This is a genomic window from Rhodanobacter sp. FW021-MT20 (genome assembly GCF_041107475.1).
In the GTDB taxonomy this organism is placed as follows: domain Bacteria; phylum Pseudomonadota; class Gammaproteobacteria; order Xanthomonadales; family Rhodanobacteraceae; genus Rhodanobacter_A; species Rhodanobacter_A glycinis.
In genome coordinates this window covers 105,325-125,726 of sequence record NZ_JBGBPX010000011.1, presented here as the reverse complement: position 1 = coordinate 125,726, position 20,402 = coordinate 105,325, and the positions used below count along the sequence as shown (strand labels likewise).

The 20,402-nt window shown below is 65.4% G+C and carries 15 protein-coding genes; 12 read left to right on the top strand and 3 right to left on the bottom strand.

The genetic code is table 11. From position 1 onward, the window contains the following. Nucleotides 1–165 precede the first annotated feature (165 nt). The 4 genes from sucC (at nt 166) to AB7849_RS12885 (ending at nt 5,503) form a co-directional block, all read left to right on the top strand. Entirely contained in the window at nt 166–1,326 is a 1,161-nt protein-coding gene (sucC, locus tag AB7849_RS12900) for an ADP-forming succinate--CoA ligase subunit beta (protein ID WP_008211361.1), read from the top strand. Nucleotides 1,327–1,340: 14 nt separating this feature from the next. Beyond that, entirely contained in the window at nt 1,341–2,213 is an 873-nt protein-coding gene (gene sucD, locus AB7849_RS12895) for a succinate--CoA ligase subunit alpha (protein ID WP_008211359.1), read from the top strand. A 233-nt stretch (nt 2,214–2,446) separates the two neighbouring features. After that, nucleotides 2,447–3,742 (top strand): adenosylmethionine--8-amino-7-oxononanoate transaminase, encoded by a 1,296-nt coding sequence (gene bioA, locus AB7849_RS12890; RefSeq protein ID WP_008211357.1) that lies wholly within the window; start codon nt 2,447–2,449, stop codon nt 3,740–3,742. Nucleotides 3,743–3,877: 135 nt separating this feature from the next. After that, nucleotides 3,878–5,503: an NAD+ synthase gene (locus AB7849_RS12885; RefSeq protein ID WP_008211355.1), complete on the top strand. Its 1,626-nt coding sequence runs from the start codon at nt 3,878–3,880 to the stop codon at nt 5,501–5,503. A gap of 483 nt (nt 5,504–5,986) precedes the next feature. On the opposite strand, the gene AB7849_RS12880 is transcribed toward AB7849_RS12885, so the two are convergent. Then, complete coding sequence (locus AB7849_RS12880; protein WP_092702792.1) at nt 5,987–6,838, bottom strand: outer membrane protein assembly factor BamD; 852 nt, start codon at nt 6,836–6,838, stop codon at nt 5,987–5,989. Between the two features lie 71 nt (nt 6,839–6,909). On the opposite strand from AB7849_RS12880, the gene rluD reads away from it, so the two are divergent. The 8 genes from rluD (at nt 6,910) to AB7849_RS12840 (ending at nt 17,379) form a co-directional block, all read left to right on the top strand. Next, nucleotides 6,910–7,884: a 23S rRNA pseudouridine(1911/1915/1917) synthase RluD gene (gene rluD, locus AB7849_RS12875; protein ID WP_008210989.1), complete on the top strand. Its 975-nt coding sequence runs from the start codon at nt 6,910–6,912 to the stop codon at nt 7,882–7,884. Nucleotides 7,885–7,900: 16 nt separating this feature from the next. Further along, nucleotides 7,901–8,650 carry a peptidoglycan editing factor PgeF gene (gene pgeF, locus AB7849_RS12870; RefSeq protein WP_008210990.1) on the top strand — a complete coding sequence of 250 codons (750 nt, stop codon included), beginning with the start codon at nt 7,901–7,903 and terminating at the stop codon, nt 8,648–8,650. Nucleotides 8,651–9,202: 552 nt separating this feature from the next. Then, entirely contained in the window at nt 9,203–9,775 is a 573-nt protein-coding gene (locus AB7849_RS12865) for a hypothetical protein (protein ID WP_008210992.1), read from the top strand. 1 nt (nt 9,776) lies between these two features. Next, a complete protein-coding gene (locus tag AB7849_RS12860) occupies nt 9,777–10,271 on the top strand; it encodes a hypothetical protein (RefSeq protein ID WP_008210994.1) in 495 nt (164 codons plus the stop codon). 274 nt (nt 10,272–10,545) lie between these two features. Next, nucleotides 10,546–13,143, top strand: coding sequence for an ATP-dependent chaperone ClpB (gene clpB, locus AB7849_RS12855; RefSeq protein ID WP_092703045.1), 2,598 nt, complete (start codon nt 10,546–10,548; stop codon nt 13,141–13,143). Nucleotides 13,144–13,307: 164 nt separating this feature from the next. Then, a complete protein-coding gene (locus tag AB7849_RS12850; RefSeq protein WP_008210999.1) occupies nt 13,308–13,859 on the top strand; it encodes an RNA polymerase sigma factor in 552 nt (183 codons plus the stop codon). Next, nucleotides 13,859–14,839, top strand: a complete 981-nt coding sequence (locus AB7849_RS12845; RefSeq protein ID WP_008211001.1) for a FecR family protein — start codon at nt 13,859–13,861, stop codon at nt 14,837–14,839. The genes AB7849_RS12850 and AB7849_RS12845 overlap by 1 nt, the downstream gene beginning before the upstream one ends. Before the next feature lie 143 nt (nt 14,840–14,982). Further along, entirely contained in the window at nt 14,983–17,379 is a 2,397-nt protein-coding gene (locus AB7849_RS12840) for a TonB-dependent siderophore receptor (protein ID WP_008211003.1), read from the top strand. A gap of 25 nt (nt 17,380–17,404) precedes the next feature. Here the strand turns inward: AB7849_RS12840 and AB7849_RS12835 are convergent, their stop codons facing one another. Continuing rightward, the gene (locus AB7849_RS12835) at nt 17,405–18,295 is read right to left on the bottom strand and encodes a DUF535 family protein (protein ID WP_369501129.1); all 891 of its coding nucleotides are present in this window, start codon (nt 18,293–18,295) and stop codon (nt 17,405–17,407) included. A 97-nt stretch (nt 18,296–18,392) separates the two neighbouring features. Next, entirely contained in the window at nt 18,393–20,168 is a 1,776-nt protein-coding gene (gene ggt, locus AB7849_RS12830; RefSeq protein WP_369501128.1) for a gamma-glutamyltransferase, read from the bottom strand. Between the last annotated feature and the right edge of the window lie 234 nt (nt 20,169–20,402).

The following is a 20,402-nucleotide window of genomic DNA, read 5'->3' as shown; positions in this document are numbered from 1 at the left end:
CCACGAAAATAGGCGGCCGTATTGCGCGGTTCCCGTCATGTTGACTCATGGCTGCGGCGCATTGCACGCCGGCAGCGCGTCTCGAACCGCCGTCCGATTTCCCAGCCCGCGCCGTGCGTCATTTGCGCGAGGCCGTCCCTTTCCCCCGTTCGCTCGAGGTATCGAATGAATTTCCACGAGTACCAGGCCAAAGAATTGTTCGCGCAGTACGGCATCACCGTACCGCCGGGCAAGGTCGCCAACTCCCCCGACGCCGCCGTCGACGCCGCCAAGGCGCTGGGCGGTTCCCAATGGATGGTCAAGGCGCAGATCCACGCCGGTGGCCGCGGCAAGGCCGGCGGCGTCAAGTTCTGCAAGAGCTTCGACGAAGTGCACGCCGCCGCCAAGGGCATGCTGGGCACCCGCATGGCCACCTACCAGTCGGCCGGCCGCGCGCTGCCGGTGAACCTGGTGCTGGTGACCGACGCCACCGACATCGCCAAGGAGCTGTACCTGTCGGTGCTGGTCGACCGCGATTCCAAGGCCGTCTCGTTCATCGCCTCCAAGCACGGCGGCGTGGACATCGAGCAGGTCGCCAGGGAAACCCCGGAAGACATCCACACCGTCGTGGTGGATTTCGTCGAAGGTTTGCAGCCGTACCAGTGCCGCCAGCTCGGCTTCGCGATGGACCTGAACCCGAAGCAGGTGAACCAGCTGACCAAAATCATGCTGGGCCTGTACAAGCTGTTCAACGAGAAGGACCTGTCGCTGGTCGAGCTGAACCCGCTGGCGATCCTCGCCGACGGCAGCCTCGCCGCGCTGGACGGCAAGGTGAACTCCGACGACAACGCCGAGTTCCGCCACGCCGACCTGGCCGCGATGCGCGACCTGACCCAGGAAGACGCGGCCGAAGCCGCGGCGGTGCAGAACAACCTCAACTACGTGACGATGGACGGCAGCATCGGCTGCATGGTCAACGGCGCGGGCCTGGCCATGGCCACCATGGACGTGATCAAGCTGGCGGGCGGCGAGCCGGCCAACTTCCTCGACGTGGGCGGCGGCGCCACCAAGGAGCGCGTGACCGAGGCGTTCAAGCTGATCCTGTCCTCGGACAAGGTGAAGTGCATTCTGGTGAACATCTTCGGTGGCATCGTGCGCTGCGACCTGATCGCCGAAGGCATCATCGCCGCGGTGAAGGAAGTGGGCCTGACCATTCCGGTGGTGGTGCGCCTGCAGGGCACCAATGTCGATCAGGGGCGCGAGCTGCTGGCCAATTCCGGCCTGGCGATCACGCCAGCCGACGATCTCAACGACGCGGCGCAGAAAGCCGTGGCCGCCGCGAAGTGAGGAGCTACTAAGTCATGTCAGTTCTCATCAACAAGAACACCAAGGTGCTGGTGCAGGGCTTCACCGGCCAGCAGGGCACCTTCCACGCGCAGCAGGCGCTGGATTACGGCACCCAGGTCGTCGGTGGCGTCACGCCGGGCAAGGGCGGCAGCCAGCACATCGGCCTGCCGGTCTTCAACGAAGTCGCCGAAGCCGTCGCCGAGACCGGCGCCGACGCCTCGGTCATCTTCGTGCCGCCGCCGTTCGCGGCCGACTCCATCCTCGAAGCCATCGATGCCGGCATCAAGGTGATCGTGGCGATCACCGAGGGCATTCCGGTGCTGGACATGCTGCGCGTGAAGAATGTGCTGCAGCAGCATCCGGAAACCGTGCTGATCGGGCCGAACTGCCCCGGCGTGATCACCCCGGGCGAATGCAAGATCGGCATCATGCCGGGCCACATCCACAAGCCGGGCAAGGTCGGCATCGTGTCGCGTTCGGGCACGCTGACCTATGAAGCCGTGTTCCAGACCACCAACGAAGGCCTGGGCCAGTCCACCTGCATCGGCATCGGTGGCGATCCGATCAACGGCCTGAACTTCATCGACTGCCTGAAGCTGTTCCAGGACGACCCGCAGACCGAAGGCATCATCATGGTCGGCGAGATCGGTGGTTCGGCCGAGGAAGACGCGGCGGAATTCATTTCCGAGTACGTGAAGAAGCCGGTGGTCTCGTTCATCGCCGGTGCCTCGGCTCCGGCCGGCAAGCGCATGGGCCATGCCGGTGCGATCATCTCCGGGGGCAAGGGCACGGCGGAAGCCAAGTTCGCCGCGCTGGAGAAGGCCGGTGTCACCACGGTGAAGTCGCCGGCCGATCTGGGCAAGACGCTTGCCAAGCTGATGAAGTAAGCGGCGCGATTCATTGCGCTGGAGACAAAGGCCGCGCTCCGTCGCGGCCTTTGTTTGAAGCCCCTCTCCCTTTGGGAGAGGGGTTGGGGTGAGGGTTCGGGCTTGCGCCGACGTTCGTCGTGATCGCTTCGTCCGTACCCTCATCCGCCTGCCAGCACCTTCTCACCCACAAGGGGACTCCCAAGGTCGCCGGAGGGAGAAGGGAAAAGCTTGCCTGTGGTTGAGGAATATCGATGCTCACCGACCCCTTCGACCAAACTCATCTCTGGCACCCGTACAGCGCATTGCCCAACCCGGTGCCGGCGCTCAAGGTCACGCGTGCCGAGGGCGTGATGCTGGAACTGGCCGATGGCACCCGCCTGATCGATGGCATGGCCTCGTGGTGGTGCGCAATCCACGGCTACAACCATCCCGTGCTGAACCAGGCGGTGACCGACCAGCTTGGCAACATGTCGCACGTGATGTTCGGCGGGCTCACCCATGAGCCGGCGATCGCGCTGGGCAAGTTGTTGCTGGATATCGTGCCGCAGGGGCTGGATGCGGTCTTCTATGCCGATTCCGGTTCGGTATCGGTCGAAGTGGCGCTGAAGATGGCGGTCCAGTATTGGGTCGCCAAGGGACGTTCGGGCAAAGGCAATATCGCCACCGTGCGCTCGGGTTATCACGGCGACACCTGGAACGCGATGTCGGTATGCGATCCGGTGACCGGCATGCATGGGCTGTTTGGCTCCGCACTGCCACAACGCCTGTTCGTGCCGGCGCCGCGCACGCCGTTTGGCGCGACGTGGGACGCGGCCGACATCGTCCCGCTGGAGCGCCTGTTCGCCGAGCGCGCCGACGAGTTGGCCGCCTTCATCATCGAGCCGGTGGTGCAGGGCGCGGGCGGCATGCGCTTCTACCATCCGCAATACCTGGCGGAGCTGGCGCGGCTGTGCCGCGAGTATGAGGTGCTGCTGATCTGCGACGAGATCGCCACCGGCTTCGGTCGCAGCGGCAAGCTGTTCGCCAGCGAGTGGGCCGGTATCACGCCGGACGTCCTGTGCCTGGGCAAGGCGCTCACCGGCGGTTACATGACCCTGGCCGCCACGCTGACCCGGCGCGATATCGCCGAGACGATCGGTGCGGGCGAGCCCGGCGTGTTCATGCACGGTCCCACCTTCATGGCCAATCCGCTGGCTTGTGCGGTGGCGCTGGCCTCGACCCGCCTGTTGCTGGCTGGCGATTGGCAGCAGCAGGTTGGGCGGATCGAGCGCCTGCTGGCCGAGCGCCTCGCCCCGGCGCGCGAGCTGTCGCAGGTTGCCGACGTGCGCGTGCTCGGCGCCATCGGCGTGATCGAGCTGCGCGCGCCGGTGCGACTGGAACGCATCCAGCAGCGCATGCTGGCGCAGGGGATCTGGATTCGCCCGTTCGGCAAGCTGGTGTACGTGATGCCGCCGTATGTCATCAGCGATGACGAATTGCAACAGTTGTGCGACGGCATGCTCGCCGTGGTGGCCAGTCTGCAGCCCGACGACCTGCGCGTGCTGTAGGAAGCCCGCTTGCGAGCGATGCTTTGTGCTTTCTGCTCGCAGCAGCGCCATGGCAAAAGCCTCGCCCGCGGGCGGGCTCCACACGCGCGATGGCGCGATTAGAATGGGCTTCCTCTTCCATCCCCCTTGTCCCCCATGGCAAACACCTTTCGCTTCGCGCTGGCACAACACGATTTTCCGGTCGGCGCCGTTGCCGCGAACGCGGCCAGGGCACGCGAATTGATGGACGAGGCACGCGCCGGTGGTGCGGCGCTGGTCGCCTTTCCCGAGCTGACCCTGAGCGGTTACCCGCCGGAAGACCTGCTGCTGCGACCCAGCTTCCTCGCCGCCTGCCAGCATGAACTCGATGGCCTGGCCGCGAGCACGAACGGCCTGGCTGCGCTGGTCGGTTTTCCGCACAGCGAAGGCGAGGTGTTCAACGCCGCCGCGCTGTTGCGCGAGGGGCGCGTGGCGCAGATTGCGCACAAGCAGGCGCTGCCCAATTACGGCGTGTTCGACGACAAGCGCTATTTCCGCCCGGGCCACGCCAGCGCGGTGACCACGTTGAATGACGTTCGCATCGGCCTGCTGATCTGCGAGGACGTGTGGCGTTCCGAACCGGCTGCCGCGGTGGCGCGGGCCGGCGCGGAGTTGATTGTGGTCATCAACGCGTCGCCCTGGGACGATACCAAGCAGGACGAGCGCGAGGCGATCCTGAGCTCGCGCGCGAAGGAGACCGGCTGTGCGATCGCCTATCTCAACCTAGTCGGCGGTCAGGACGAGGTGGTCTACGACGGGGCTTCGCTGTTGGTGAATGGCGACGGCTCCATCGCCGCACGCGCGCCGGCCTTCGTCGATGCGCTGTTGTGGGCCAGCTTCGATCCGGCCACGTGCACGCTGCAGGCCGAAGGCTGGCCGGAGGCTGCCGATACGTCGCGCGAGGCAGTCCTGTACGCCGCGCTGGTGCGCGGCACCCGCGACTACATCGACAAGAACGGTTTTCCCGGCGTGCTGCTGGGCCTGTCCGGCGGCATCGACTCGGCGCTGACCCTGGCGCTGGCGGTGGATGCGTTGGGCGCCGAGCGTGTCACCGCGGTGATGATGCCGACGCGCTACACCTCGAAATTGTCGCTGGATGGCGCACGCAAGCAGGCCGAAGATCTGGGTGTGGATTACCACGTCATCGACATCGAGCCGACCGTCGATGCCTTCATCGGTGCGTTGACCCCGGCTTTTGCCGGCAAGGGCGCGGACACCACCGAGGAAAACCTGCAGTCACGCACCCGCGGCACGATGCTGATGGCGCTGTCGAACAAGCACGGCAAGCTGCTGTTGGCCACCGGCAACAAGAGCGAGATGGCGGTGGGCTACTGCACGCTGTACGGTGACATGTGCGGTGCCTATGCACCGCTGAAGGATGTCTACAAGACCGCGGTATACAGGCTCTCGCGTTGGCGCAATGCGCAGCCGGGCGGGGTGGAGGCGATTCCGGTCGCGGTGATCGAACGCCCGCCCTCGGCCGAACTGCGTGCAGACCAGACCGACCAGGACTCGCTGCCGCCCTACGACGAGCTGGACGCGATCCTCGGCCGTTTCATCGAAACCGAGCAATCGCAGGCGGAGATCATCGCCGCCGGCTTTGCTGCCGAGACGGTGCATCGTGTGGTGCGGCTGGTGCTGGTCAACGAGTTCAAGCGCCGCCAGTCGGCGCCGGGCCCCCGCGTCACCACCCGCGCGTTCGGGCGCGAGCGGCGCTATCCCATCACCTCCGGCTGGCGCTAGCCGGGCAGCGGGGCAGGGCATCTCGAAAAACCTCTCGATCTACGTCATTCCAGCTTTCGCTCACTGCTGTCCGGAATAAAAATGCGCCATGCGTAGAAAGCCCCGAGCCGTACAACTTTGCAACCATTGAGTTCGCATGAGACTCAAATTTCAGAGTTATCGGCCACACCCCGTCTCGTCATCCCAGCGAAAGCTGGGATCCAGTTAAGATGCTGTGCGAAGCACACTCAACTTCTTGTTTTTGTGTGCTTCGCACGCATGTTCGACTGGATTCCAGCTTTCGCTGGAATGACGGATTCGGCTGCCGTCATGCCTTCGCAAAATTGTTCCGGACAGCAGTGAACTTTCGCCGGAATGACGTACCCCCGGAATTTTTCGAGATTCGCTACAGGGCCTTGTCGTGTGGAGGGATCCGATAAGCCACAAAAAAGCCGGCGATGTTTCGCCGGCTTTTTGTGGTTGATTCCTGAACGGAATGGAGCGTCAATGATGCCCGGAGAACGGAATCATCTTGCGCAGCGTGGACGGGGCATGCGGCCACTTCGGGTCCGTCAGGTACGGGTGATCCGGATAGTTCATCGCCAGCACCTTGCGCACCTGCTCGGCCTGCGCTTTCTGGCCCAGCATCAGGTAGCTGCGGCACAGGATGGCCAGGGCATCGCCGGCCTGCGGCGACTGCTGGTAATGCTCGATCACGTACTGGGCGCGGTCGGCCGAGGCCACGAAGGCCTTGTGGCGCAGGTAGAACTCGGCCACGTTGATTTCGAACTTCGCCAGCACGTTGCGCAGGTAGATCATGCGCTGACGGGCGTCGGCGGCGTAGGCGCTGTCGGGGAAACGGCGGGTCAACTCGGCGAAATCGTCGAACGACTTCAGGTTGTAGCCCTGGTCACGACGCGACTGCGCGCCGTTGCGGCCGAACCAGCGCTCGACCACGCCACCGGTGCGGTCGAAATTGATCAGGCCGCGCAGGTAATAGGCATAATCCACATGCTTGTGCATGGGGAAGGTCTTGATGAAGCGGTCGACCGTGGAATAGGCGTCGTCCGGCTGGTTGTCCTTGTACTGTGCATAGGCCAGGTCGAGCTGGGCCTGCTCGTTGTACGGGCCGGACGGGAAACGGGCGATCAGACGCTGGTAGTCTTTCTCGGCCGCGCCGTAGTCGCCGTGCTCAAGCGCATTGTGCGATTTGGCATAAAGCTGCGGCAGCGACATCGTGTCAATGGTCTGCTTGTGGCGGAACATCGCACATCCGCTCATTCCCATCACGAGAATGAGCATCACGAGCACTTTCAGGGCGGGCCGCAGAGTGGCCGACAGCTTGGTTACGCGCATGAGTAAGGTATTCAGATGTTTGATCGAAAAGGGATGATAGCCGAAACCGGCCGTGAGCCGGGGAGGCGGGCATGACCGTCATCCGTCACGAGGCAGAGGTGCCCCTGTCGGCCGCGGGTCGGAGATTCGACCAGACCCTGGCCGAGATGTTCCCCGATTACTCGCGCTCGCGCCTTACCGCGTGGGTCAAGGCCGGGGCGGTGACGCTGGATGGCGCGGTAGCGCCCCCCCGCCAGTTGCTGCACGGCGGCGAACAGGTGCGCCTGGAGGCGGAGCTGGAGGCCGAGGTGGCCAGCCAGCCGGAAGCCATCGCGCTGACCATCGTGCACGAGGACGAGCACGTGCTGGTGCTGGACAAGCCGGCCGGCCTGGTCGTGCACCCGGGCGCCGGCAACCCGACCGGTACCCTGCTCAACGCTCTGCTGCACCACGACCCGATACTGGCCGAACTGCCGCGCGCCGGCATCGTGCATCGGCTCGACAAGGACACCTCCGGCCTGATGGTGGTGGCCAAGACGCTGCCGGCGATGACCGCGCTGGTCGACATGCTGTCGCGCCACGACGTGGAGCGGCAGTACGCGGCGGTGGTGCTGGGCACCCTGGTGGCCGGCGGCACGGTGGACGAACCGATCGGCCGTCACATGGGCGATCGGCTGCGCCAGGCCGTGCGCGACGAGGAGGACGGCAAGCGCGCCGTCACCCATTACCGGCTGCGCGAGCGTTTCCGGGCGCACACGTTGCTTCAGTGCAATCTGGAAACCGGCCGAACCCACCAGATTCGCGTGCACATGGCGCATATCCACCACCCGCTGGTGGGCGATCCGCTGTACGGCGGCGGCTTGCGCCTGCCCAAGCGCGCCACGCCGGAATTGACCGACGCGCTGCGTGGATTCCGCCGCCAGGCGTTGCATGCGGAGCGGCTGTCATTCACCCATCCGGTGAGCGGCGAACTGCTGTCGTTCGAAGCGGCGCCTCCGGCCGATTTCGAGGCGTTGATGGTCGCCTTGCGCGACGACCTGGCCGCCAACGGCGCCGACGAGGATTGATGTGCCGATGCCTGCCATGACGGATGCCTGGCTGTTCCCCGACTGGCCCGCGCCACGCCAGGTGCACGCGGCGGTGACCACGCGCGATGGCCCCGGCGTATCGGACCCGCCATTCGGCCGCTTCAACCTCGGTCGCAACAGCGGCGATCGCCCGGACGCGGTGAGCAGCAATCGCGACGTGCTGCAGCAGGCACTGGGCCTGCCGGCTGCGCCACGCTGGCTGCAGCAGGTGCACGGCACCACGGTGGCCGAACTTGGCCCGCTGCCCAGCGCCGAACCGCCGCAAGCCGACGCCGCGGTCTCGCGCATCCCCGGCACGGTGCTGAGCATCCTCACTGCCGACTGCCTGCCGGTACTGTTCTGCGCCGACGACGGCAGCACCATTGGTGCCGCGCATGCCGGCTGGCGCGGCTTGGCCGCCGGCGTACTGGAGGCCACCATCGAGCAGATGCAGGTGGCACCCGCGCGATTGCTGGCGTGGCTGGGGCCGTGCATCGGCACGACTTCGTATGAAGTGGGCGAGGAAGTGCGCGCCGCCTTCGTCGACCACGAAGCCGCCGCTTCCGCCTGTTTCGTGGCGACACGCCCGGGACACTGGCATTGCGACCTGGCTGCGCTGGCGCGGCAACGGCTGGCAGCGGCTGGCATCACGCGAATGCATGGCGGCGGCTTCGATACGCTGGCCGATGAACGGTTTTATTCGTATCGACGCGAGGGCGCGCGCAGTGGGCGCTTTGCCAGTTTGATCTGGCTCGCGGACGCATAGTCATCGCTTGATGCGGTTTTGTGTAGCCGTGGTGCATCACGAAAACAACGAGCCTGGCTCGTCCTTCCGGCGAAGACCGGAGAGGCGCGTAGAACGCCTGCGAAGCAGGCGGCCCCGAAGGGGCGGGCGCAGCGGGTCATCCAGTGACTTCGTGGTTTGAACTGGTTGGTACAGCTCGGACGCTTTCGCCAGCGGCAAAGCGGTTTCGTCCGCTTGCCGGTGGCCGAGCCATCTTTACTTTGCGTGGCCTTTCTGTGTGGTCCTGTCGTCCACGCTTCATGGCTGCTCATGGGGTTCAGCAGCAGTGCGCTTGCTGCCGGAAGGGCATAACCCCAGGTAGGTTGTGCTTGCGGCTAAGCCGCTACCGCGACCCATTGCCGTGAAAATTCGGGAGCAGGTTGCAGACCCTGACGGTGTTCTCGGCTCTTGTGCGTTTGCTCCGCTACATTCCATACGGTATCGACGGGCTCGCAGCAGGATCTTGCGTGCTCCGCCAAAGGCATGAATCCGAAGGGATCATTCATTCAGTGCTCGACGCATGGAGGCAAACACATGGCGCAAAAAAGCGGACGTTATTGGGTGGCGTGGGCCAACGCACATGCCACGAACAGCGCAGACGTCAATGCTCTCGATGCCGACTTCAAGGCGAAAGTCGAGGCTTTCATCCAGGCGTTGAAGGCTGCCGGCGCCACGGTAATCATCGCGGCCATCAGACGGAACCCGAAGCGGGCGTATCTGTTCCATTGGGCATGGATGATTTCCCAAGGGAAGTGCGCACCGGGCGATCCTGCCCCCATGCAAGGTGTGGACATCGAGTGGGATCACGGCGATTTGAAGCGCAGCAAGGCCGGTGCCAAGGAAATGGTCGATGGTTTCGGGTTGGCCGTTCCCCCGGCCAGTTTCAATCCGCCATCCTTGATCAGTAATCACATCAATGGTCAAGCGATCGATATGACCATCACCTGGACGGGTACGATCAGGATTCGGAAAAAGGACGGAACCGTGATCGATGTGCCTTATCAGTCAAATCCCGACACAAACACCCTGTTGCAGGAAGTGGGTGCATCCTACGGGGTCAAAAAACTGAAAACCGACCGGCCTCACTGGTCGTATAACGGGAAGTGACATGAAAAGCGTATTTTTGATCCTGGCTGCTGCCCTGCTCGCCTCTTGTGCGTGCCTGTCGCACGAAGCTCCTGCGGCCGAAGCCATGCCCATATACGGGTGGCTTGTGGGGAACTGTCTTGCACTTCCTGACCATGGCGTCCACGCGCCGCGCGATTTTTCGCTGGTGGATTTCGAACATGGCCAGCAGCGTATCCATGGCATCGTGCTGCGCAAGGCCGTGGGTCAGGATCATTGCCCGGCGTTGCTGCCTGATCGGCGTGATGTGAATGCCGCAAGCGGCAATGCATTTTACGTCGTGAAGCTCGATTCGCCCTCCGATCTGGGTATTGGTATCGTCGGCAGGGTCCCGGCGGAGCCCCTTTCGTTCGGCCATTGCACGACCAGTGAAGGCATTCGTTTCACGGTGACGCGTGGCAGCCATTTGGTGTGGAGCGGCTACTACTATCTCGGGTATGACGTCGAAACGACTTGTGCCCGACCTGACGATCAATAGCGGAGGCAGGACCGTAGACGAGGCTGCAGCGCACCGGTCGTGAGCCTTGCAAGAGCACGTCAACCAGCGTTTGCTCGTGAGATCGATGCTCACCAGAATGGCGCAGATTGAGGGATCTTCAAGGCGCCCTGCAAGCTGCGCAGGGTGTTCGCGCCGCTGAAACCGCAGCCTTGACATTTCAAGGTCACCCACTCTGCTTGAATCATCAAGCGTCGTCCGCATCTTTGCTGGCAGTGGCGGCGCGTCCGCCAAATCCATTGTGGGGATCGAAGACATGCGGATGGACAAACTTACCTCGCGTTTCCAACAGGCGCTGGCCGACGCGCAGTCGCTGGCCGTGGGCCGCGACAACAACATGCTCGAACCGGTGCACGTGATGGCGGCGTTGCTGGCGCAGCAGGGTGGCTCCACCGGGCCGCTGCTGGCGCAGGCGCAGGTCAACGTGCCGATGCTGACGCAGCGCGTGAACGAGTTGCTTGAGCGCCTGCCGCGGGTCAGCGGGCAGGAGGGCAACATCAACCTGGGCAATGACCTCAATCGGCTGCTCAACCTCACCGACAAGCTGGCGCAGCAGCGCGGCGACCAGTTCATCGCCAGCGAGTTGTTCGTGCTGGCGGCGCTGGACGACAAGGGCGAGCTGGGCGCGGCGCTGAAGTCGGCGGGTGCGAACAAGGCAAACCTCGAAGCGGCCATCGACAAGCTGCGCGGCGGCGAGAAGGTGCAGAGCGAAGGTGCCGAGGAACAGCGCCAGGCGCTGGAGAAATACTGCATCGACCTCACCGCACGCGCCGAGTCGAGCAAGCTCGATCCAGTGATCGGCCGCGACGAGGAAATCCGCCGCACCATCCAGGTGTTGCAGCGGCGCACCAAGAACAACCCGGTGTTGATCGGCGAGCCCGGCGTGGGCAAGACCGCCATCGTCGAGGGCCTGGCCCAGCGCATCGTCAAGGGCGAGGTGCCGGAAGGCCTGCGTGACCGCCGCGTGCTGGCGCTGGACATGGGCGCGCTGATCGCCGGCGCCAAGTTCCGCGGCGAGTTTGAGGAGCGCCTGAAGGCGGTGCTCAACGACCTTTCCAAGCAGGAAGGCCGGGTGATCCTGTTCATCGATGAACTGCACACCATGGTCGGTGCCGGCAAGGGCGAGGGCGCGATGGACGCGGGCAACATGCTCAAGCCGGCGCTGGCGCGTGGCGAGCTGCACTGCATCGGCGCCACCACGCTGGACGAGTACCGCCAGTACATCGAGAAGGATGCCGCGCTGGAACGCCGCTTCCAGAAGGTGTTCGTGGGCGAGCCGAGCGTGGAGGACACCATCGCCATCCTGCGCGGGCTGAAGGAGCGCTACGCGTTGCATCACGGCGTGGAGATCACCGACCCGGCGATCGTCGCCGCGGCCACCTTGTCCAACCGTTACATCGCCGATCGCCAGTTGCCGGACAAGGCGATCGACCTGATGGACGAGGCCGCCTCGCGCATCCGCATGGAGATCGATTCCAAGCCGGAGGAACTCGATCGGCTGGAGCGCCGGTTGATCCAGCTGAAGATCCAGCGCGAGATGCTGAAGAAGGAAACCGACGAAGCCTCGAAGAAGCGCCTGGCCGACCTGGAAGCCGATATCGCCAAGCTGGAACGCGAGTTCTCCGACTTGAACGAGGTGTGGAAATCGGAGAAGGCCGCGCTGCAGGGCACCACCAAGGTGAAGGAGCAGATCGAGCAGGCGCGGCAGGACCTGGAAGCCGCGCAGCGCCGGCAGGACTACGCCAAGATGAGCGAGATCCAGTACGGCAAGCTGCCGGAACTGGAGAAGCAGCTTGCCGCGGCGCAGGCGGCCGAGACGCAGGATTTCAAGCTGGTCCAGACCCGCGTCACCGCCGAGGAAATTGCCGAGGTGGTCGCGCGCTGGACCGGGATTCCGGTCAGCAAGATGCTGGAAGGCGAGCGCGAGAAACTGCTGAAGATGGAGGACGAACTGCACAAGCGCGTGGTCGGCCAGGACGAGGCGGTGAAGGCCGTCTCCGACGCGATCCGCCGCTCGCGCGCGGGCCTGTCCGATCCGAACCGGCCCAACGGCTCGTTCCTGTTCCTCGGCCCCACCGGCGTGGGCAAGACCGAGCTGTGCAAGGCGCTGGCCGAATTCATGTTCGACACCACCGACGCGATGGTGCGCATCGACATGAGCGAATTCATGGAGAAGCACTCGGTGAGCCGTCTGGTCGGCGCGCCTCCGGGCTATGTCGGCTACGAGGAAGGCGGCTACCTGACCGAGGCCGTGCGTCGCCGGCCGTACAGCGTGATCCTGCTGGACGAGGTGGAGAAAGCACACCCGGACGTGTTCAACATCCTGCTGCAGGTGCTCGACGATGGCCGCCTCACCGACGGTCAGGGCCGCACGGTGGATTTCCGCAACACCGTCATCGTGATGACCTCCAACCTCGGCTCGCAGATGATCCAGGATGCCGCGGACAATGGCGAAAGCGCTGACGCGGAAGAGCAGTACACGCAGATGAAGGCCTCGGTGCTGGGCGTGGTGCAGGCGCACTTCCGGCCGGAATTCATCAACCGGCTGGACGAGCTGGTGGTGTTCCGCCCGCTGGACAAGGCGCAGATCCGTGCCATCGCGAAGATCCAGCTGGTCTATCTGGAGAAGCGGCTGGCCGAGCGCGAGATCGCGCTGGAGGTGGCCGACGATGCCCTGGCCCTGCTGGGCAACGTCGGTTTCGATCCGGTGTATGGCGCGCGGCCGCTGAAGCGGGCGATCCAGCAGCAACTGGAGAACCCGCTGGCGAAGGCGATTCTGGAGGGCCGCTTCGCACCCGGCAGCACGATCCGCGTGCATGCCGAGGGCGGCCACCTGGTGTTTGCCGAAAGCTGACCGAGGCCAGCAGCGCTGGCCGTGTTCCGGCGGCACCGGCGGCGACTGGCCCAAGCGCCAGTCGCCGCCTTCATTTCAATTTTTCCCGACTTGCGCGTCCAGGCTTGCAACCGGCTTGCTGTCGGGACACGCCATGAGCCGACGACCCGCGTATACCTGACCCAATGGAAGATCCCGACCACCGCGCCCCGGCCGATGCGGCCGCGCAACCTGGCCACGCCGAACAGGTGGCCGCGTTGTACCGCGAGCATCACGGTGTGCTGGTCGCCTTCCTGCAGTGCCGCCTGAACTCGCGCGCGGATGCGCAGGAGATCGCGCAAGAGGTCTACGTGAAGTTGCTGGCCATGAGTGGCATGGAGCACATCGATTCACCCAGGGCTTTCCTGTTTCGCATGGCAACCAATCTTTCCGTGGATTACCTGCGCAAGCGCGCAGTGCGCTCGAACCAGCCGCACGAGCCGCAGGACGAGGACTGGCAGGCCACGCCGCTGCCAGAACAGCATGCCTGGGCCATGCAGCAATGGAAGCGGGTGCAGATCGCGTTGCGCGAGTTGCCGGCCAAGACCAGTCGCGCCTTCGTGCTGCATGTGGTCGAGGGGCGCGATTTTGCCACCGTCGCGCGGGAGATGAAGTTGAGCGAACGCATGGTGCGCTACCACGTCAGTCATGCCCTGGCCCATTGCTGGGAACGTTGTTTCGCACCGGAGGTGTCGTGATGGAAAACAAGGCCGCCACCGAGCAGGAGGTCGCGCGGGAAGCCGCGGACTGGTGGACGCGCTTGCGCGAAACGGCGCCGTCGGCCGAGACGCTGGCCCGCTGGGAGGCGTGGATGGCCCGGGACGAGCGCCATGCCCGCGCGTTCGACCAGCTCAACGCGCTGGGCGAGTGGTTGTGCGTGGCGTCCACGTCGCAACGGCAGGAATTGCGGGATGAATTCGCACCGCGCGTTACCTGGGCACGGCGGCGTCCCTATGCGCTGGCCGTGGCGGCTACTCTGGTGCTGGCCATGCTCGGCTGGTGGGGGGCGCGCTTTGTCGGTGGCCGCGGCATGCCGGCGCAGCATTACGCCAGCGCGGTAGGCCAGGACCGCGACATCCGCCTGCCGGACGGCACCGATATCGCGCTGGGAGCGGATTCGTCATTGACCGCCCGTTACGGCCGCGGCCGCCGCAACGTCGACCTGGCGGCGGGCGAGGCGTATTTCACCGTGGTGCACGACCGCAGCCGGCCATTCGTGGTGGATGCCGGTTCGCTGCGCATCGAGGACCTCGGTACGGCCTTCAACGTGCGACGCACCGGCCAGCGCGTCAGCGTGGCGGTGACCCAGGGGCGCGTGCGGGTCTCGTCGTCGACGGCAGCGGACGGTCAGTTGGAACTGGAGGCCGGCCAGCGTGCCGAATACGATCCGCGCAGCGGCATGGTGCGCGTGTCGCATCTGGCGGCGCAGCGTGCCACGGCCTGGCGCCATCACCAGTTGGAGTTTGTCGACGAGCCCCTGTCCATGGTGATTGCCAACGTCAACCGCTACAGTCGGCATCCGGTACAGCTGGCCGATCCGCAGCTGGGCCAGCTGATGTTCACCGGAACCGTGAACACCACTAACATCGACGGCTGGATCGGCGCGCTGCCACACGTTTTCCCGTTGCAGGTGAGCCGGTTTGCCGACCACGTGGTGCTTTCGAGCGCTGCGCACTGAAATCGCTGCGGAGCTAAGGCAGGCATGGCGGATGGGTACGAGCGTCGCGGCGGTCACTGCGCGGCGGCATGGCAGGGCCGTCATGGCCTCCGCGGGTCGTGGTAACGGCACGCCGGACACGACATGGACTTTGCGGTGCGGGCATGCTGCTCGCGCTGGCGTTGGCCAGTCCGCGGGTGCTTGCGGTGGCACCGCTGCTGTCGACGCAAACCACGCTTTCGATCCCCGCGCAGCCCTTGCCCGAAGCGCTGATGGCGCTGGGACGCCAGGCCGATGTGCAGATCCTGGCCGCCAGTGGTGCCGTGGAGGGGCGACACAGCCCCGGTGCCAGCGGTTCGCTGCCGCTGGCACAGGCCTTGACCCGGCTGTTGCAGGGCACTGATCTGGACTACGAAGTGGTCGGCGCACGCACGGTGGTGGTGCGCCGGCGTGCCTTCATGCCGGCGCTGTCGTTCGAAAGCCGCTTGCGCGGCGCCAAGCCCAGCGTACCGATCGTCAGCGCGCTGGATCCGGTGCAGGTGTCGGGCGTGATCCCGGGCGACATCGGCTTCAAGGCGGATGCCACCCGCGGCGCCACGCGCACCGATACCGACCTGGTCGACGTGCCGCAATCGGTCAGCGTGGTGACGCGTGACCTGATGGACTCGCAACAGGCCTTCGAGGTGGCTGACGTGGTGCGCCACGTGGCGGGCGTGGATTACGTCGATGGTTTCGGCGGCCCGCCGCTGTTCCGCATCCGCGGTTTCAACGCCGGCAACGGTCTCACCGACGGCATGCCCAATGGCGTGGCGCGGATCGAGGATTTGCCACCGCTGATCGGCGTGGAACGGGTGGAAGTGCTGAAAGGGCCGGAGGCGATCCTGGGCGAAGCCTCGGTCGACAACAACTTCGGCGGTGCGGTGAACATCGTGATGAAGCGCCCGCAGGCCGAGCCGGTGCGGCAGATGACGGTGTCCGCCGGGCGTTACGACGGCACGCGCCTGGGCTTCGATTTCGCCGGCGCGCTGGATGCGCAGGGGCAGTTCACCTATCGCCTGATCGCCGAAGGCAACGACGCCCATCGCACGGCCCAGGGCTACCGTGGCAAGCGCGGCAGTTACCTGGCGCCGTCGATCGCCTGGCGCAGTGGTGGCACGCGCCTGCTGCTGGGCGCCGAGTACATCGACAACCGCGTGCCGGTACCCGATCACGTGGTGCTGCTTGGCGACACGCTCGGCGCCTCGTCGCCGTTCGACGTGTTGCCGGGCAATGCCAGCGACCATGCGCGTTTCCGCACCCGTCGCGCCTACTACATGGCCGAACAGAGCCTGGGCAGTGGCTGGAGCCTGCGCAGTCGCGGCCAGTACGTGAGCCAGCACGACAGCGGCCAGGCGTGGGCCTTCGTCAACACGCAGCCCTCGGGCGAGGCGGGGGCACAGGCCAATGCCTACCGTTACTCCGATGCGTTCTACACGCTGCAGAACGAACTGGCAGGGCATTTCGAGAAGGGCGCGCTGACGCACGAGCTGCTGTTTGGTTTCGATTACGCGCGCACGCGCACCGGTACGGGTACGGGCAATGGCAGTGATGCCCTGGCCGATACGGCCAATACGGTGACGACCAGCCGGCTGCACAGCTTCAACCTGATGCTTGGCGGCCATCTGCCCTCGGCGCGTTCGAACGAATTGTCGATCGACGCGGTACGCCCGCTGGGTGGCTCCTGGTCGACCCAGACCGGCGTGTTTGCGCAGGACCAGATCGCGGTGGGCGAATCATGGGATGTGCTGGCGGCACTGCGGCGTACCACTTATGCGCTGCACGGCAACGGTACGGATACGGCGCCGACACAGCGCCGATCGATCTGGATCCCGCGCCTGGGCGTGGTCTACAAGCCGGCACCGGACGTGTCGTTGTACGCGTCCAGCGCCACCGGCTTCCAGGCCGATTCGCTGCTGGGCGAGGATGGTCGCCCGTTGCCGCCGTCGGTGTCGCGCCAGCTCGAGGCGGGGGCCCGCTTCGGCCTGTTCGACCAGCGGGCGCGGTTGACCGTGGCCACTTACCGGATCCGGCTCGATCACAGCGTCGACCTGATTTCGCCAGAGCCGCCGTACTTTGCCACGCCCGGGCCGGGACAGACCAACCGTGGCGTGGAGATCGAGTTCGAGGGCCAGCCGCTGCCGGGCCTGGATCTTTCCACCAGTTACATCCAGGCGCGCATCCGCAATCATGACGGCAGTTTGCCGGTCGCGTCGCCGCGGCGTCAGGCCAACGTGTGGGTCAATTACCGCTTCCAGCGCGCAGGGTGGCAGGCGTGGAGCGTGGCCGGCGGCATTTTCGCGCGCAGCCGCAGCCTCGGGCATGCCGGGGACGGCACGTATTTCGACATCCCCGGCCAGGCCAGCATGGAGCTTGGCATCACCTACCATGCCGATCGCTGGCGGATGACGCTGGGGGCGAAGAACCTGTTCGCACGCACGCTTTATGCGGTGGACGCCAACCAGTCGTTCGTGCCGTTGCGCGAAGGCCGCGTGGTACGGCTCAGCGCCGCGTTCGATCTCTGAGGTCCTGAGCGGGCTTGGATGACACTCACGGGCTGGTGGCCAGCAGGTGCCGGTCCCGTGCAGCGGGCTGCCGGTCGGGCGCCGGGCCGGCCGATTTCGCCAGCGACGACTGGCGTCGGGCGGAACCGTGGAATGCTGCAAGGAACGCGGCGCATGCGTCGCGGCAGAACATCTGTGCGGGCGTCGGCACCGTGTCATGGCATGGCGCCGGGTGGCGTGCCGCTTCGCCGCAACCCGCGTGCAGCGGGGTGACATGCACGCAGGTCAACTGGTGGAGTGTGGCCAGTTCGCGCGTCAGTAGGTGCAGCAATTCCCGGGGATGCACGCCGTGGCTGCTGCGCAGGAAGGCGCGCATGGTGGCATCGTCGGCTTGTGGCGGGGGAGAGGGCAGGGCCGCCACCAGCAGGCCATCGTCGCCGGCAAAGGTGAGCGCACAGGTGGCCAATACCGTCTTGTCGCCGGTCAACAGCAGCAAGGCCAGCTCGCCGGCTTCGGCACGCGCGGGCTTGCGCAGATGCAGGCTGACCGGAGCATGCCCTGCGGGGCGCAGCGTGGCCACGCGGATATCCTGGCCATGCAGGACACGCTGGCGCATGCGCGCGGGAAGGTGCTGCTGCACGAAGGCGTAGTGCGCGGCGACGATCCGGCAGCGCGCGTCGGGGCCGAAGCGTGACGAGACGAAGGGGGCGTGCCAGCGTTCGTACAGCCGCGGATCGGTGCGCGCGGCCTGACGCAGTGCCGGCGAGGCGTCCACTGTCTGCAGCCAGCGCGTCTGGCGCGGAAACACGCACAGCCAGCACAGCATCCGCCACGCCAGCCACCATGCGCTCTCGCCCGCGGCCAGCCGCAGCGACCAGCGGCTGCGCACGGCTTCAAGCCACAACCGTGCTATCGCTTTCGATGGAGTGCTTTTCATGGAGGCGCCACGTCATGCCGGGTTATGGCCAAGACGTGTGGACGCCGCGTTTTTGAAATCCCGCCTGGAATGCCTCCGGGCGGGCTGGTTCGTGCGCTCAGTAGCCAGCGGCCAGCCCGGCCGGTCGCCGGCGGTCGTTGGCGCCTTCCAGCAAGTGCGTCTTCGGGTTGACCAGGATCGCTTCGTCCGCACCCCAGGATTTGACTTCCTTGAAGTGATGGCCCATGGCTTCGAGCGTCTGCCGGGCCTTGGGCGTGAGCAGGCCGGGCTCGATCATGGTCAGCTCGGGCAACCACTGCTGGTGCAGGCGCGGCGCATCCACCGCCTGCTGCATGTTCATGCCGAACGCCACCACGTTGAGGAAGCTTTCCACCGTGGTGGAAATGATGGTGGAACCGCCGGGGCTGCCGGTGACCATGAACAGCTTGCCGTTCTTCAGCACGATGGAGGGCGACATCGAACTCAGCGGGCGCTTGCCCGGCTGGATGTCGTTGATCTTGCCCTGCACCAGGCCGAAGGAATTGGGCACGCCCGGCTTGGAGGTGAAGTCGTCCATCTCATTGTTGAGGAAGAAGCCGGTGTCGCCCGCGATCTGGCCCACGCCGAACAGGTAGTTGATGGTGTAGGTGACCGACACGGCATTGCCCTTCGCGTCCACCACCGAATACTGGGTGGTGTTGGTGCCTTCCGTCGCACCCAGGCTGCCCTTGACCTCGGACGACGGCGTGGCCTTGTCCGGCTGGATGGTGCTGCGCAGTTTGTCGATGTGCGCTTTTGACAGCAGTCGGTCGAGCGGGTTGTGCACGAAGGCCGGGTCGCCCAGGTACGTGTTGCGATCGGCAAAGGCGCGCCGCTCGGCCTCGATGAAATAATGCACGGCCTTGGGCGAACCGTAGCCCCACTGGCTCAACGAATACGGCTCGAGGATTTCCAGGATCTGGCAAATGGTGGTGCCGCCGGAGCTGGGCGGCGGATCGGAAATATAGGTGTAGCCGTGATAGGTGCAGGTCACCGGCCTGGCCCAGTTCACGCTGTAGTCGGCGAAGTCGCGCATCGACAGGATGCCGCCATCGGCCTTGCTCGCGGCCACCACCTTGCGGGCGATTTCGCCCTTGTAGAAGGCATTGGTGCCGCCGTGTTCGATCAGTCCCAGCGTATGCGCCAGCTGCGGCTGAACCAGTCGGTCACCCACGACATAGGGCTTGCCGTGGTTGAGGAAGATCGCCGCCACGTTGGGATGCTTGGCGAAGGTCTTCACCCGCTCATTGAGGATGTTGACGTCGCCCTGCTGCAGGACGAAACCGTCGCGCGCCAGCTTGATCGCCGGAGCGATGACCTGCTGCAGCGACATCGTGCCGTATTTCTTCAGCGCGCTGTCCAGTCCCATCACCGTGCCCGGCACGCCCACGCCCAGCCAGGTGCCGGTGCTCTTGCCGGGAATCACGTTGCCCTTGGCGTCCTGGTACATGGTCGGGCTGGCTTTCAGCGGTGCCTTTTCGCGGAAGTCCAGAAACAGGTTCTTGCCGTTGGCCAGGTGCACGGTCATGAAGCCGCCGCCGCCGATGTTGCCGCAACACGGATGCACCACGGCCAGTGCGTAGCCGACGGCTACCGCGGCGTCGACCGCATTGCCGCCTTGCTTGAGAATGTCCACGCCGACCATGGTGGCCAGATGCTGCGCGGACACGACCATGGCGTGCTTGGCGGTGACCAGCTTCACCTGTGCCAGCGATGCCATCGTGGTGGCCGGAGCCGAGACATCCAGCGCCTGGCTGGAGATATCGTGCTGGTTGGGTGCCGCTTGACGTGCCGAGGCAACGGGCACCGTCATCCATGCAGCGATGACGATGCCGGCGATCAATGATTTGTGCATGTTGTTGCTCCGTCGGCGCCGGGTGTGAAGTCATGGGGCCAGCAGGTCTCGCTCGCCACCATCACCACGGTGGCGGCGAGAGAGGAACGCGTGCTCCGGTTATCTCTTCACGCCCATGCCTGCCAGTCGATGGCCACAGCATAGTGGTGGCTGTTGCGGGAAAGAAATTCGAGTCGCATCCAACAGGCAACCCCCGGTCTGGCCGGGGGTTGCCTGCGTCGTTTCACTGCAGGC